Source organism: Mediterraneibacter faecis, from assembly GCF_055383675.1.
Map to the genome: position 1 here is coordinate 2284680 of NZ_AP043803.1, position 16104 is coordinate 2300783.

10 protein-coding genes are annotated in these 16104 nt (G+C 42.5%); 3 read left to right on the top strand and 7 right to left on the bottom strand.

The window, feature by feature from the left end; translation table 11 throughout:
- Positions 1–29: 29 nt before the first annotated feature.
- Entirely contained in the window at positions 30–743 is a 714-nt protein-coding gene (locus tag ACZ47Z_RS10725) for an HAD family hydrolase (protein ID WP_167549869.1), read from the bottom strand.
- Between the two features lie 301 nt (positions 744–1044).
- Positions 1045–3231 carry an ATP-dependent zinc metalloprotease FtsH gene (gene ftsH / locus ACZ47Z_RS10730; RefSeq protein WP_055166542.1) on the bottom strand — a complete coding sequence of 729 codons (2187 nt, stop codon included), beginning with the start codon at positions 3229–3231 and terminating at the stop codon, positions 1045–1047.
- Positions 3232–3477: 246 nt separating this feature from the next.
- Here ftsH and ACZ47Z_RS10735 point away from each other — a divergent pair, with 246 nt between their 5' ends.
- Both ACZ47Z_RS10735 and ACZ47Z_RS10740 read left to right on the top strand, forming a co-directional pair.
- The gene (locus ACZ47Z_RS10735) at positions 3478–4953 is read left to right on the top strand and encodes a DUF1846 domain-containing protein (RefSeq protein WP_015529544.1); all 1476 of its coding nucleotides are present in this window, start codon (positions 3478–3480) and stop codon (positions 4951–4953) included.
- 271 nt (positions 4954–5224) lie between these two features.
- The gene (locus tag ACZ47Z_RS10740; RefSeq protein WP_054752282.1) at positions 5225–6841 is read left to right on the top strand and encodes a CTP synthase; all 1617 of its coding nucleotides are present in this window, start codon (positions 5225–5227) and stop codon (positions 6839–6841) included.
- 119 nt (positions 6842–6960) lie between these two features.
- Here ACZ47Z_RS10740 and ACZ47Z_RS10745 read toward each other — a convergent pair whose 3' ends face one another.
- Both ACZ47Z_RS10745 and ACZ47Z_RS10750 read right to left on the bottom strand, forming a co-directional pair.
- Positions 6961–7536, bottom strand: coding sequence for a phosphatase PAP2 family protein (locus ACZ47Z_RS10745; RefSeq protein WP_054752280.1), 576 nt, complete (start codon positions 7534–7536; stop codon positions 6961–6963).
- A gap of 103 nt (positions 7537–7639) precedes the next feature.
- Entirely contained in the window at positions 7640–8581 is a 942-nt protein-coding gene (locus tag ACZ47Z_RS10750) for a tRNA dihydrouridine synthase (protein ID WP_226900934.1), read from the bottom strand.
- 147 nt (positions 8582–8728) lie between these two features.
- Here ACZ47Z_RS10750 and ACZ47Z_RS10755 point away from each other — a divergent pair, with 147 nt between their 5' ends.
- The gene (locus ACZ47Z_RS10755) at positions 8729–10453 is read left to right on the top strand and encodes an ABC transporter ATP-binding protein (protein WP_055166538.1); all 1725 of its coding nucleotides are present in this window, start codon (positions 8729–8731) and stop codon (positions 10451–10453) included.
- Positions 10454–10688: 235 nt separating this feature from the next.
- On the opposite strand, the gene thrS is transcribed toward ACZ47Z_RS10755, so the two are convergent.
- From thrS to ppk1, 3 genes are all read right to left on the bottom strand, one after another.
- Positions 10689–12641, bottom strand: coding sequence for a threonine--tRNA ligase (thrS, locus tag ACZ47Z_RS10760; protein WP_015529539.1), 1953 nt, complete (start codon positions 12639–12641; stop codon positions 10689–10691).
- 442 nt (positions 12642–13083) lie between these two features.
- Positions 13084–13995, bottom strand: a complete 912-nt coding sequence (locus ACZ47Z_RS10765) for a magnesium transporter CorA family protein (protein WP_195937209.1) — start codon at positions 13993–13995, stop codon at positions 13084–13086.
- A gap of 4 nt (positions 13996–13999) precedes the next feature.
- Complete coding sequence (ppk1, locus tag ACZ47Z_RS10770) at positions 14000–16093, bottom strand: polyphosphate kinase 1 (RefSeq protein ID WP_412376812.1); 2094 nt, start codon at positions 16091–16093, stop codon at positions 14000–14002.
- Positions 16094–16104: the final 11 nt, after the last annotated feature.

The following is a 16104-nucleotide window of genomic DNA, read 5'->3' on the forward strand; positions in this document are numbered from 1 at the left end:
TAAAGTTTCTTTTACATCTTTTTCATTTCTTATAACATCTTCTCTGCTTCAAAAAACTGAGAAAAATGTGCAATGACCGGACATTTTCCCTTCTTTGTCTGAAGCCACTCGATCTCATTCACATTTTCCTTCGGCCGATACAAGATCACTGGCATTCCTATATTCTGTGCTCCTGTCACATCATGTGCGATGCTGTCTCCGATAAAGATACTTTCTTCCACCATCACTCCTGCTTTTTCAACACAGAGATCAAAAAGTTTTCGATGCGGTTTTTCCTCGCCAGCCTCTTCACTTGTCACAATTCCATCAATATACTTACCTAATCCAAGCTTTAATATCTTCCGATACTGGACGTCTGAAGTCATATTGGATCCTATACCGATATAAATGCCTCGCTGTTTCAATTCTTTCATCAACTCTTCAATTCCAGGAGATGGAATAATCTGATCGATCAATGTATCCCAGTACAGATTATACATCTCATACGCATATGGGAAAACCGGCTTTCCAAGTGTCTCCAGCATACACTGAAATCTCACCAGGCGATTATGGTTCACCGCATAATCTCTTCCGGCTCTGTCATCTGCCTTCACCCTTGCCTCGGCAACATATTTCTCCAAGTCTTCTTTTGCTATGCCTAAATTCTCATATGCCCATTCTTTCATCACCGGCATCGTATTATTATGCGCTCCAATGTAATCATAAATGGTGTCATCTATATCAAAAAATACTGCTTTTGTCATCCCAATGTCTCCTGTTTTTTTGCTACTGTCTTGATTGATGTTTTGCATCTTCTGTGCCTTGCATTCAAGAATGCCTCTGCATTCTTGCTGCGAGATGCGCGTCATGCAATGCATGACATACTTCTTCTGCGCATCTCTGCAATCCTGCCGGAGGCTATATCAGATGGGAGTCATCTCACATCTGATATACCCTGGCACATTTTGCCTCATTTCATTATAACATGTTTTCATCAAAGAAAAAGAGTTTCGCAAATGACTTTTCCTCTCCATCTGCGAAACTCTTAATATTGATAATCAGCTCTTACTCTGACTTTTCTTCTGCCACCGTTTCTTGTGACTGTATTTCTGTTGCCTGTGTTTCCGGCTCTTTTTCTGTTTCCGGTTCTTTCACTGTTTCTGGCTCTGCTGCTTGTGTCTCTGTCGGCTTCATCAGGATTCTTCCGGACTCCTGCTCTTCTTTCTTTTCTCCATCTGCTTCTTCCGGTTCAGGGATTCCCTTCACTTCACGGAAGATCTTCATGAATTCCTTCCCTGTGATCGTCTCTTTCTCGATCAGGAAGGCTGCAATCTTATCAAGAGCATCTCTGTTCGCACTCAAGAGGCGTTTTGCTTCTTCATAGGAAGCTTTGAGCATCTTCATGATCTCTTCATCGATCTCCGCTGCTGTCGCTTCTCCACAGTTACGAACTGCACGACCGTCTAAGTAACGGCTCTGAACAGATTCAAGTCCCATCAGACCAAAGCGCTCTGACATACCATACTGTGTGATCATTGCTCTGGCGATCTTCGTTGCCTGCTCGATATCGTTCGATGCACCTGTCGTAACAGTGTCAAATACAATCTCTTCTGCTGCACGTCCACCGAGTGCAACAACGATCATTGCTTCAAGTTCTTTCTTCGTATTTAAGAACTTCTCTTCCTCCGGTGTCTGCATTACATAACCGAGTGCTCCCATTGTTCTAGGAACGATTGTGATCTTCTGTACCGGTTCTGTATTCTTCTGAAGTGCTGTAACAAGCGCATGTCCAACCTCATGATAAGATACGATTCTTCGCTCTTCTGCACTCATGATACGGTCTTTCTTCTCTTTACCTACAAGTACAACTTCCACTGCCTCAAAGAGGTCTTTCTGGCTGACAACCTGTCTGCCATGCTTAACTGCAGTGATTGCAGCCTCATTGATCATATTGGCAAGATCTGATCCAACTGCTCCTGAAGTTGCAAGCGCGATCTCTTCCAGATTGACTGTCTCATCCATCTTAACATCCTTCGCATGAACCTTAAGAATCTCGACACGACCTTTCAAATCCGGCTTATCTACTATGATACGGCGATCAAAACGTCCCGGTCTCAACAGCGCCGGATCAAGTACCTCCGGACGGTTTGTTGCTGCAAGAACAAGTAGTCCCTTATTCGTATCGAATCCATCCATCTCTGCAAGAAGCTGGTTTAATGTCTGCTCACGCTCGTCATTACCGCCACCGCCAAGTGCGCTGTCACGGCTCTTACCGATTGCATCGATCTCATCGATAAATACGATACATGGAGCCATCTGCTGTGCCTGTTTGAACAGGTCACGCACACGGGAAGCACCTACACCGACATACATCTCTACGAATGCAGATCCTGACAAGGAGAAGAACGGAACCTTCGCCTCTCCTGCAACTGCTTTCGCAAGAAGTGTCTTACCTGTTCCCGGAGGTCCTACAAGAAGTGCTCCCTTCGGAAGCTTCGCTCCGATACCTGTATATTTTCCAGGATTATGCAGGAAATCAACAACTTCCTGCAAAGACTCCTTCGCTTCATCTTCACCTGCAACATCTAAGAATGTCACACCTGTCTGCTTCTCCATATACATCTTGGCATTGCTCTTGCCGATTCCCATCATGCCGCCGCCCTTAGACATCTTCTTCATAAGGAAATTAAACATGAATACAAGAAGTACGATCGGAAGGATCACTGTGATGAAGACATCCATAATCAGTGAACTTGCCGTATCCGGAATCTGGGATTTAAACTCTACCCCTGCCTTATCTAAACGCTTTACAAGTGTGTCATCTGATACATTTCCTGTGTAATAATCCGGTTCCTTGCTCTTGGAGCTACCCTGCATCTGACTGATCTGGCCAAGCAGACTGTCCATAACATTTTCCTGATCTTCGCTTTCCTTAGAATCTGAACTATCACTCTGGTCTGCAGAAGCTTTCTCATTATCCTTTACTTCTGTAAGTTTTCCCTCTGCCTTTTCCTTTCTGGCGTCATCTGTCAAAACGATATTGATCCTTGAATTGGTAAATGTGACAGACTCTACTTTTCCATTATCAACTAATTTCAGAAATTTATCATAGCTGATCTCAGAAGCGCTTCCGCCCTGCATCATAGAATATAGGCCCATAACAACAAAAGTAACCACCAAGGTAGTGAACAAAATAATTCCCCAACCCTGTCGGTTCTTGTTCGGGCCTTTGTTTTTATTGTTATTCTCCATTTTTTTCCTCCAAAACTTAAATAGTGGTTATTTTCCAGCAAATCTTTTACCTTATTTGTAAAAAAACAACTACTTCCTACCATTATAAATAGTGGTTTTCCATAAATCAATAAAAAGATTATGAAAATATTGTAAAAACGTGCCGTTTCATAGTATACTAGAAAAGTAATGCCTGTTTATAACAGATTTATCTGTTAATAATAGTAATAACAGTTCGGCAAAATTTATAGTAAGGAAGATAAAATGATGAAAATTGGATTTGACAATGACAAATATCTGAAAATGCAGTCCGAACATATCCGCGAGCGTATCGGAAAATTCGGTGGCAAACTCTATCTTGAATTCGGTGGAAAGCTTTTTGATGACTATCATGCTTCCCGTGTACTTCCGGGATTTGAACCTGACAGCAAGCTGCGTCTCTTAAAGGAGCTCAGCGACCAGGCTGAGATTGTCTTTGCAATCAGTGCAAAAGACATTGAAAAGAATAAGATTCGTGGGGATCTTGGTATCACTTATGATTCAGACGTGATCCGCCTGATCGGTACTTACCGTGAGCAGGGACTTTTCGTTGGAAGTGTAGTAATCACACAGTTCTCCGGACAGGAAAGTGCACTTCTGTTCAAGAACCGTCTTGAGAACCTTGGAATCTCTGTATACATTCATTACAACATTCCGGGATATCCGTCCAACATTCCACTGATTGTCAGTGAGAATGGTTACGGAAAGAACGATTATATCGAGACTTCACATCCGCTTGTTATTGTAACAGCTCCGGGACCTGGAAGTGGAAAGATGGCTGTCTGCCTGTCTCAGTTATATCAGGAACACCAGCGCGGAATCGAAGCCGGATATGCGAAGTTCGAGACATTCCCTATCTGGAATCTGCCGCTGAAGCACCCGGTAAACCTCGCTTATGAGGCTGCTACAGCTGACCTTAACGATGTAAATATGATCGACCCATATCATCTTGAAGCTTATGGTGTAACAACTGTAAACTACAACCGCGACGTAGAGATTTTTCCTGTTTTAAATACAATCTTCGAGAAGATCTACGGTTCCAGCCCATACAAATCACCTACAGACATGGGGGTAAATATGGCCGGAAATTGTATCTGTGATGATGAAGCCTGCCGTGAAGCTTCCCGCCAGGAGATCATCCGACGCTACTATGCAGCACTCAATGCGCTTCTGAAAGGTGATGCTTCTGAGAAGGAAGCTGAGAAGATCGAGCTTCTTATGAATATGGAAGGAATTACTGTTTCTGACCGAAAAGTTGCTGTCAAAGCACTGGAGCGTGCTCAGCAGACAGGCGGACCTGCTGCCGCACTGGAGCTTGAAGATGGACGCATCATCACCGGAAAAACTTCCAACCTGCTCGGTGCGAGCGCTGCCCTTCTTGTAAACGTACTGAAGGAACTTGCCGGCATCGACCACAATGTCCATATCATCTCTCCGGAAGCAATTGAACCGATTCAGAAATTGAAAGTGGATTACCTGAACAGCAAGAACCCTCGTCTTCACACAGACGAGATCCTGATTGCACTTTCCGCAAGTGCTGCTGTCAATCCGATTGCTGAGCTTGCACTCTCCCAGCTTCCAAAACTGAAAGGATGCCAGGCTCATACTTCCGTAATGCTTTCAAGTGTTGATATCAAGACATTTAAAAAACTTGGTGTACAGCTCACAAGTGAAGCTGTGAACGAACGTCAGATTTTAAGCTAAAGACAAATCCTTACCAATACAGAAAGATATCACAAAAACCTCTCTGCGGTTTCAGGTATAACCACCTGCTGTCTGAGAGGTTTTTTTCTGCATTTCTCCCATTTTACAAAGCTTTTTCGCCTTCCTTCTTTACATTACTTCGTCAAAATCACTTCATCCCATCTTTTTTCTATGTTTTTATCAAAAAAGTATTGTAATTTTTTTCTGAATAGGTGTATACTTGGAAAGTATTTTTTTTGATAACAACTATTCACGAAGGAGGAAAGACACTATGGCAGTAAAATATGTATTTGTTACAGGCGGAGTTGTATCCGGTCTTGGAAAAGGAATTACAGCTGCATCTTTGGGACGACTTTTGAAAGCGCGTGGTTACACTGTAACTATGCAGAAATTCGATCCTTACATCAATATTGACCCAGGTACAATGAACCCGGTACAGCACGGAGAAGTTTTTGTTACAGATGACGGTGCAGAAACTGACCTTGACCTTGGTCATTACGAAAGATTTATCGATGAAAGCCTGACAAAGAATTCCAATGTTACAACAGGAAAGATCTATTGGTCCGTTCTTCAGAAAGAACGCCGCGGAGATTTCGGTGGAGGAACTGTTCAGGTAATCCCTCATATTACAAATGAGATCAAGAGCCGTTTCTACCGTAATCCGGCTGCAACAGATACTGAGATTGCTATCATTGAGGTCGGTGGAACTGTTGGTGATATTGAAAGCCAGCCTTTCCTTGAATCCATCCGTCAGTTTCAGCATGAACGCGGAGCAGAAAATGTTATCCTGATCCATGTTACGCTGATTCCTTATTTAAGAGCATCTCAGGAAATGAAGACAAAACCAACACAGGCAAGTGTAAAAGAACTTCAGGGAATGGGAATCCAGCCGGATATCATTGTCTGCCGTTCCGAATATCCACTGGATGATGCAATGAAAAACAAAATTTCTTTGTTCTGTAATCTCCCGGCTGACCATGTACTTCAGAACCTGGACGTAGAATATCTCTACGAGGCACCACTTGCCATGGAGAAAGAACATCTGGCACAGGTTGTATGCGAGTCTCTGCATCTTGACTGCCCGGAACCGGATCTTACAGACTGGACTGAGATGGTTGAAAACCTTCGTCATCCAACACAGGAAGTGACTGTAGCACTGGTTGGAAAATATATCCAGCTTCATGACGCATACATCAGTGTTGTAGAAGCGTTAAAGCACGGCGGAATTTACACACACACAACAGTAAATATCAAATGGATCGATTCCGAAACTGTAACAGAAGAAAATGCTGAAGAACTCTTCTCTGACGTAAGCGGTATTCTTGTTCCTGGTGGATTTGGCCATCGTGGTGTAGAAGGTAAGATCACAGCGATCAAATACGCCCGTACACACAACGTTCCGTTCCTTGGTCTCTGCCTTGGTATGCAGCTGTCTATCGTTGAATTTGCAAGAAATGTCATCGGTTACAAAGACGCACACAGCATGGAACTCAATCCAGATACAACTCATCCGGTCATCCACATCATGTCCGATCAGATTGGTATTGAAGATATTGGTGGTACTTTAAGACTTGGTTCTTATCCATGTGTACTTAAAGACAACTCCCTTGCTTATAAACTGTATGGAAAGAAAGAGATTGAAGAGCGTCATCGTCATCGTTATGAAGTAAACAATGACTACCGTGAAGTTCTTGAAGAAAACGGAATGTCCCTTTGCGGACTTTCACCGGACAGCCGTATTGTAGAGATGGTTGAGATTCCTTCTCATCCATGGTTTATCGCAACTCAGGCGCATCCGGAGCTGAAATCCAGACCAAACAGACCGCATCCACTGTTCAAGGGATTCGTTGAAGCTGCACTGGAGAATCAGAAAGAGAAAAATAAATAGCAAAATTTTAAAAGTCACACTCTAAAGTGGACTCAAAAAAGGATTTGATCGTATCTGGCAAAACCCAGATGAATCAAATCCTTTTTCTATCTGACGACAGATTCTTAAATTCCTGTCCTTCACTTATTATCAGCAGATTTCTTTTTCTCTGCTCTCTTTTTCATGATCAGCTCTTCAATCTTCCATCCTGCCCAGCCCGAGAATAGTCCGACGATCAATCCGCCGAGAACGTCGGTCGGATAATGTACCCCTACATATAATCTCGATAATGCGATCAAAGTAGCCAATACCATTGCCGCAGTTCTCCATTTCTTCGGAAACACTTCCTTGCACTTGTAGATTGCAAATGCTGATGCAAAAGATGCACATGTATGACCGGAAGGGAAGGAAAAATCCTTCTGTTTCTCAATCATAAGATCTAATTCCTGTATCACTTCATACGGTCTTATTCTGGCAACCACATTCTTTATCGCCACATTTGTGATCAGTGTTCCTATAATAAGTGCAAGCGCTGATGCAAGCCCTGCCTTCCTCGTCTTCTTAGGAATCAGCAGAACGATTGTAAGAAGAATCCAAAAAATTCCAAAGTCTCCAAGATGTGTGATTCCTTTCCAGAACCAGTCCATCCAGTCATGACGGATATATTCCTGAATAAAAAGCAGAATGTTCTGATCTAATTGTAAAATAGCGTCCATTTCTTTTTGTCACCTCTTTCAAATCATTTGTAGCTTCTCAAGTTATCGCGGCAGTCGCCAAGGTCTCGTGCAAGCACGGACTTTGGCTCGTTGCTCGCGTAAATCATTTTTCCAGAATATTCTCTTTCAAAAACAATTCCTTCACTACAGATTCATATACTACACATTTCTCACATTTCTTAATCTTCTTGAAATACTTCCTTCCATCTGTAAAGATGGGATGAAAATAGAACCACATTTCTTTCATCTTATAAAGAATCGTTCGGTCTCCTGACATTTCTTCACAATATGCCGCATAGAGAACATCATGGAATTTCTTTAGCTCTTCTATCGTTGCGGCACTTCCGCCTTTTAGCTTTCTTCCAAGTGCCGGATCGGCCAGCACGCCGCGCCCCATCATCACAGTATCTGTCTGTGGAAATCTTATTTTCAACTGTTCCATGTCCTCCACAGAACAGATATCCCCATTATAGCAAAGCGGATGTTCGCTATGTTCCACTGCCCATGCATATGTATCAAGCTTTGGTGTGTTCTTATAGAACTCCTTCTGCACACGCGGATGAATGATCAGCTCCTTCAGCGGATATTTATTATAGATAGGAAGGATTGTCTCAAACTCCTCCGGATCTTCCATTCCGATTCTTGTTTTGATTGAGATTTCCAGATTACATTTCTCAAAAACCGCATCCAGAAATCGATCCAGCTTCTGTGGCTCATCCAAAAATCCCGCTCCTCTTCCCTTCGTCACAACAGTTCGAGACGGACATCCAAGATTCAGGTTCACTTCTTTATATCCGTAATCTCCAAGTTTCTGAGCTGTGCACAAGAAATCTTCCACGTTATTCGTAAGAATCTGCGGCACTGCATACATTCCCTGATTATGCTCCGGCATCACATCCTTCTTCTCTCTTGTGCTGAAATGTCCTTTCTGATTCGGACTGATAAACGGAATAAAATACTTATCGAATCCGTCAAAGCACTGATGTAATGCATTTCTATAAATATGTCCTGTGATCCCCTCCAATGGGGCAAGATATAAATTCATTGATCGTTCTCCTGACTTTTTCCACTTCTTTGCATTGTTTTTAACAGTAATAACATTTTTATCATACCCCGACTTTCTTGTCAAGAATATTTACTTATGCTAAACTAATGTATATAAGAAAAAATACGAAGGAGGATTTATTTGTTTATGAATACACTAAAAAAATTCATCCACTACTATGGCCCATACAAAACGGTCTTTTTTATTGACCTTCTCTGTGCAGCCATTATCAGTCTTGTGGATCTTGCTTATCCGCAGATTCTACGAAGTGCGACCAAGACACTTTTTACTCAGGATAAAGCAATTATCCTGCAGGCGCTTCCGTGGATTGCGATCGGACTCTTTATGATGTATGTCATCCAAAGCTTCTGCAAATATTATGTCAGCTGTCAGGGACATATCATGGGCGCTAAGATGGAGCGGGATATGCGTCAGGAACTCTTCGAACACTATGAAGAGCTGTCCTTTTCCTATTACAGTCAGAACAACTCCGGTCAGATGATGAGTAAGCTGGTCAGTGACCTGTTCGACATTTCCGAGTTTGCACACCATGGCCCGGAGAACTTATTTATCTCATTAGTTAAGATCGTCGGATCCTTTATTTTCCTTTTCTTAATTAATAAGAAGCTGGCTCTTCCGCTGATCGTACTTGTGATCTTGATGTTCCTCTTCTCTTTCCGACAGAATCAGAAGATGCAGCGCACCTTTATGGAAAACAGAAAAAAAATCGGTGATGTCAATGCGAGCCTTCAAGATACTTTATCCGGGATCCGCGTTGTCCAGTCTTTTACAAATGAAGAGATCGAAAAGGAAAAATTCCAGAAGAGCAATCACGCCTTCCTTGTCTCCAAGAAAGACAATTACAGATGCATGGGCGAATTCATGAGCTCCAATCTCTTTTTCCAGGGAATGATGTATCTAGTCACACTTGTATACGGCGGCTATCTGATTGCCAACAATGAAATGTCAGCTGCTGATCTTGCGATGTATGCTCTTTATATCGGAATCTTTATCAGCCCGATCCAGATTCTCGTAGAGCTGATGGAAATGATGCAGAAAGGGCTTTCCGGTTTCCGCCGTTTCCTTGATGTTATGGAAACCGAACCTGAGATTCAGGATGCACCGGATGCAGTAGAACTCAAAGATGTGAAAGGCCGTGTCTGCTACGAAGATGTCTCCTTCCATTACAGCGACGATGAAACGACTGTTCTCTCTCACGTATCGATCGAGATTCCTGCTGGGAAGTCAGTTGCATTGGTCGGTCCATCCGGCGGTGGAAAGACAACAATCTGTTCCCTGTTGCCTCGCTTCTACGACGTAACTGGCGGACGCGTCACAGTAGACGGACAGGATATCCGCTCTCTTACATTGAAGAGTCTTAGAAGCCAGATTGGTGTCGTTCAGCAGGATGTCTACCTCTTCTCCGGTTCCATCCGCGACAACATTGCCTATGGCAAGCCGGATGCGACAGAAGAAGAAATCATCGAAGCAGCAAAATGTGCAAACATCCATGACTTTATCATGGAACTGCCTGATCAGTACGATACATTCGTCGGCGAGCGCGGCGCAAGACTTTCCGGTGGTCAGAAACAGCGTATCTCGATTGCCCGTGTCTTCTTAAAGAATCCACCGATCCTGATCCTTGATGAAGCAACCAGTGCTCTTGATAACGAGAGTGAACGCTGGATCCAGCACAGTCTGGAAGAACTGTCCAAGAACAGAACGACCATCACAATCGCACACCGTCTGTCCACGATCAAAAATGCAGATGAGATTATTGTTATTACAGAAAATGGTATCGCAGAGCGCGGAACACATGAAACTCTGCTTGAGAAAAATGGTATTTATGCCGGATATTATAATATGACATAACTGTTCAGAGCCAAGCAAAATTTCATAAAACAGGTGTAAAATGCTTGCATTTTTAAGATTGTTTTTGAAATTTTATTTGGCGGATACGCCACACCGACGAAATGCGTAGCATTTTGGAGGTTGGCTCTGAACAGTTACAATATAGCATAAAATAAGAATCTCCCGTAGAAATCAGTATTTTCATACTTGAACTTCTTCGGGAGATTCTTATTTTTGTTGTTTCGGGTAACTATTCTTACTCTTCTACTTCAATCTTACGGATTGTTTTCTTTGCAATCTCATCCTTGATTGCTTCGATGAATTCTCCAAGATCCTTAGAACCTTCATCTCCAAGATATCTGCTTCTTACAGATACTTTCTGCTCTTCCTCTTCCTTCGCTCCAACAATTAAGAGATATGGAACTCTGTTCAGACGAGCCTCACGGATCTTGTATCCCATCTTCTCGGAACGTCCATCTACTGAGCAGCGGATATTAGCTTCTTTAAGCTGTGCTTCCACTTTCGCTGCATAATCATTGTATTTATCAGAAATCGGAATCACACGAACCTGCTCCGGACACAGCCATGTTGGGAACATTCCTGCATATTTCTCGATCAGCCATGCCAGTGTTCTCTCGTAGCATCCCACAGATGTACGGTGGATGATGTACGGACGCTGTTTGTCACCATTCTCATCGATATAGTACATATCAAACTGCTCAGCAAGAAGCGCATCCCACTGGATTGTGATCATTGTGTCTTCCTTACCATATACGTTCTTCGCATTGATATCAACCTTCGGTCCGTAGAATGCTGCTTCTCCGACATCCTCTACGAATGGAATGTTGAGTTCCTGAAGCATTGTACGGATATGACCTTCTGTCTCTTCCCATACTTCCGGTGCTCCAATATATTTCTTAGTATCTGTTGGATCCCATTTAGAAAGGTGATATGTTACATCCTCTTCTACTCCGAGAACCTGCAGACAATACTGTGCAAGTGCGATACAATCTTTGAACTCTTTTACCATCTGATCTGGTCTTACTACTAAATGTCCCTCAGAGATCGTGAACTGACGAACACGTGTCAGACCATGCATCTCTCCGGAATCCTCGTTACGGAACAGTGTAGATGTCTCACCGTAGCGAAGTGGCAGATCACGGTAGCTGTGCTGCTCTGCTTTGTATACATAATACTGGAATGGACATGTCATCGGACGAAGAGCAAATACTTCTTTATCTTTCTCCTCATCTCCTAAAACGAACATTCCTTCTTTATAGTGATCCCAGTGTCCGGAAATTTTATAAAGATCGCTCTTTGCCATAAGTGGTGTCTTTGTACGGATATATCCACGTTTTGCCTCTTCATCTTCAATCCAGCGCTGCAGTTCCTGCATGATAATAACACCGTTTGGCATGATCAGCGGAAGTCCCTGTCCGATTACATCTACCGTTGTGAAAAGCTTCATCTCACGACCAAGTTTATTATGGTCACGTTTCTTTGCTTCCTCTAACTGTGTCAGATGCTCTTTCAGTTCATCCTTTGTTGCATAAGCTGTACCGTAAATACGTGTCAGCATATGCTTGTTCTCATCACCTCTCCAGTAAGCTCCTGAAGATGATAACAGCTTGAATGCTTTGATTCCCTTTGTGCTCATCAGGTGCGGGCCTGCACATAAGTCAACCCAGTCTCCCTGAGAATAGAAGGAAATCTCTTCTCCTTCCGGAAGATCCTCGATCAGTTCAACCTTGTATGGCTCATTTTTCTCTTTGAAAAATGCAATCGCATCCTCTCTTGATTTTGTAAATCTTTCGATCTTTGCGCCTTTTTTGATAATCTTCTTCATTTCTTTTTCGATAGCGTCAAGGTCATCTCTTGAAAATGACTGACATTCGAAATCATAGTAAAATCCTGTATCAATAGAAGGTCCGATTGCAACCTTTGCCTCTGGGAAAAGTGTCTGAACTGCTTCTGCCATTACGTGGGATGCTGTGTGACGAAGTACTGCCAGTCCCTTCTCATCTCTTGCTGTAAGGATGTTCAGTTCACAGTCTTTATCAAGAACTGTACGAAGGTCTACAACCTCTCCATCTACTTCTCCTGCACAGGCTGCGCGTGCAAGTCCTTCACTGATGTCAAATGCAACGTCGATCACTGACTTTGCTTCTGAATATTCTTTTTTTGATCCATCTTTTAATGTAATAATCATTTTCGCTTCCTCCTATTTTCTTCAAGTAACTATGCATGCTTTCATTCGGGGATTCTATGGAAAAAGAAAAGACTCTATCTATCCCCTGCACTCACATGCAAGGGACGGATAAAGTCTGATTATCAATTACTTTACTATCCGCGGTTCCACCCTTTTTGTTTTCAAGATCACAGTAAATGTACTGCTTTAAAACCACTTCATTCATGATTATAACGGAATCACCGGACCGGATTGGGGCCACTCAGAGGTAGTCTTCAAATGATTCCTGCTAAGATACTTCCAGCAAATGTATCTCTCTCTGTAACATTCCACATCCTACTCGTCTCGTCATCGTGTTATCGGCTAAGAACTATGTTGCTTTATAATCCTTAACTTCTTCTGACCATCATTATAGCATTCAATCGAGGATTGTCAACGCTATTTTTACAGTTTTTTCAGTTTTTTAGATGATCTTCTTTTTCTTGAAGATCAAAATACAGATCACGATAATGACAATACTAAGTGCCATTACCGCCGGATATCCATTTTCAAGTCCAGGCATATCTTTAAAGTTCATTCCAAACCATCCCGTGATCAATGTCAGTGGGAAGAAAATCGTAGAAATCACTGTTAAAAACTGCATATTGTTATTCTGTCTATTATCAATCTGAGACTGGTAAGCCTCCTTTACCTGACGGGCATATTCCAACAGATGAGAAGTACGGCTCATCAGACGGTCTGCACGGTCAGTAAGTGTTCCGAAATATTTCAATTGATCATTCAAAAACAATCCATTCTCGTTCTCTTCAAGCTCTTTTGTCAAGTCCATCATCTCATCATAATAGCTTCTCAGATTCAGAAGTTCCCTTCGGATCGGCATCAGTCGGTTCTGGATCGTATCTGTATGATCCTGGGACACATCCTCTTCCATCCGAAGAAGTCTACGCTCATAGGCCACAAGGATCTCCAGATCCCTGCTCATGAATTCTGCTATGTAATTATAGAGGAAACGTTCTTTCGTCTCACCCTGATGCATTCGTTTCCTCTTGATCCTATTAATAAGCCGCTCAGAAAATGTTTCATCATCTACGATAACAACATTATTTTCATTTACAAACATGTACATTCGGTATCTGCTTCCTAATACATCAAGAAGCTTTGGAATGCAGAAAGTTCCTACCATACATTCCTGCTGATTCTCAATCTTACAGAATCCGATCTTCGCAATCTGGATCTCACTTTCATATATGATCCCTACTGTTGCCAATGTCTCCTCCGCATGATTGGAATCTGTGAGGAACACAGCAGGACACTTTTCTTTCTCCCATTCTTCCTGACTGATCTCTGTCAGACGTTCCCCGAATTTATAGATCATTCTATCACCTTATTTTCTGTCTGTTGTACAGCCCCTCCAGCTGATTACTACTGTTCACTGCTGCTTTCGCATAGGCTTCCTGGTAAAGAAGTTCCTGTGAGTTAATTGGCTGTCCCTTACATTCTACCACAGAATAGGCTCCTTTTGCATCCTCCTTTCGCGCTTTTTTGTTATCACTTAACATCAAATCAAAAAGATCCTGCAGACGTTTCTTTAATCGTTCGGAATAAACTGGCGCTGCAACCTCTACACGCTTCACTGTATTTCGTGTCATGAAATCAGCAGATCCGATATAATACTGTGCCTCTTCTCCATTTCCGAAGATATAGATTCTGGAATGTTCCAGGAATCTTCCGACAACACTGATCACATGAATATTCTCTGTCTCACCTTCCACACCTGGGATCAGACAGCAGATACCTCTGACGATCATGTCAATCTTCACACCAGCCTTAGACGCATCGATTAATTTATCAATGATACGCTTATCTGTCAGAGAATTCATTTTCAGGCCGATGTATGCAGTCTCTCCATTTTTCTGTTTCTGGATCTGTTCCTCGATTTTCTCGATCACTTTAGACTGAAGGCATTTTGGTGCAACGAGTAAATGTTCCATATCTTCAACTACTTCACCTTTAGCCAGTGCCTGGAAAACTCTTGCGGCATCCATTCCAATCTGCTCATTCGCTGTCATAAGAGAGAGGTCTGTATAAAGTCTTGCGGTCTTCTCGTTGTAGTTTCCTGTTCCGATCTGTGTGATGTACTGGATTCCATTTTCCCCTCTGCGTGTGATCAGGCACAGCTTGGAGTGTACTTTATAATGCTCCAGTCCGTAGATGATCTGGCATCCGGCCTCTTCGAGCATTCTGGACCAGCGGATATTATTCTCCTCATCAAAACGTGCACGAAGCTCTACGAGAACAACTACTTCTTTTCCATTCTCTGCCGCCTCGCAAAGTGCCTCGATGACCTTACTCTGTTTTGCCAGTCGGTACAATGTCATCTTAATGGAAATGACACTGTCATCCTCTGCTGCTTCTGTCAGCATTTTCAGGAAAGGTCTGATAGAATCATAAGGATAGGATAACAGCTTGTCTTCCTGTGTGATCTGCTGTAAAATGCTCTGTCCATCCTTGAATTCCGGACTCTTCTGCGGCACGCGCTTTTCATAGAAGAGCTCTGTATTTCTGCGCAGAAGATCCTGAAGCTGGAACACGAAAGAAACATCCAGTGGTGCTTCACTACGGAATACTCTATCCGGAGTTACATCCAGGTATCTGCACAATGCGTCTACAACAGTTTCATCCATCTCTCTGGAAAGATCAATACGCACCGGAGAGAGTTTCTTTCTCTGCTTCATCAGATCTTCCATAAACTCACGATAATCAAGATCCTCATCATAAGCCGCATCGGCATCGATATCCGCATTTCTTACGACCTTCAATAAAGATTTCCCCTTTACCTTGTATCCCTTAAAGACTTTGCCAATATAATGAAGAATCAGATCTTCAATGAGCATATATCTTCCTTTTCCACCGGGAAGTTCAACCATTCTTGTCAGCATATTGTTGGAGCATGGAATGATTCCGATTCTTTCCTTCTTATTTCTCGTCTCAAGAACAACGACTGCGTAAATTTCTCCATTTTTTAAGAAAGGAAATGGTTGTCTCTTACCGACGATTGTCGGTGAACTTAAAGGCATGATCTCCTTCATAAAATACTTCTCAAGAAATTTTTTCTCCTCTGATTTTGCAGAAGCATGATTAATCAATGTAATTCCGTACTCTTCAATCTTCTTCATCAGCTTCTCATAAGCCTTATCTTTTCTCTGATTCAGCTTCTTAACTTCTTTAATGATTGCACGGATCTGTTCTGCTGAAGTCATCTTTGTCTTATTCTCTCTGATCTCTGTACTGATCAGCATCTGATCCTGAAGTGATCCGACACGCACACGGAAGAATTCATCCAGATTACTCTGATAGATTGACACAAATGTCATACGCTCGCACAGCGGTACTTCCGGGTTTTCTGCTTCCTCCAATACTCTTTCATTGAACTTCAACCAGGATAATTCACGGTTCATGTATACATTACTCATTTTAATTTTCT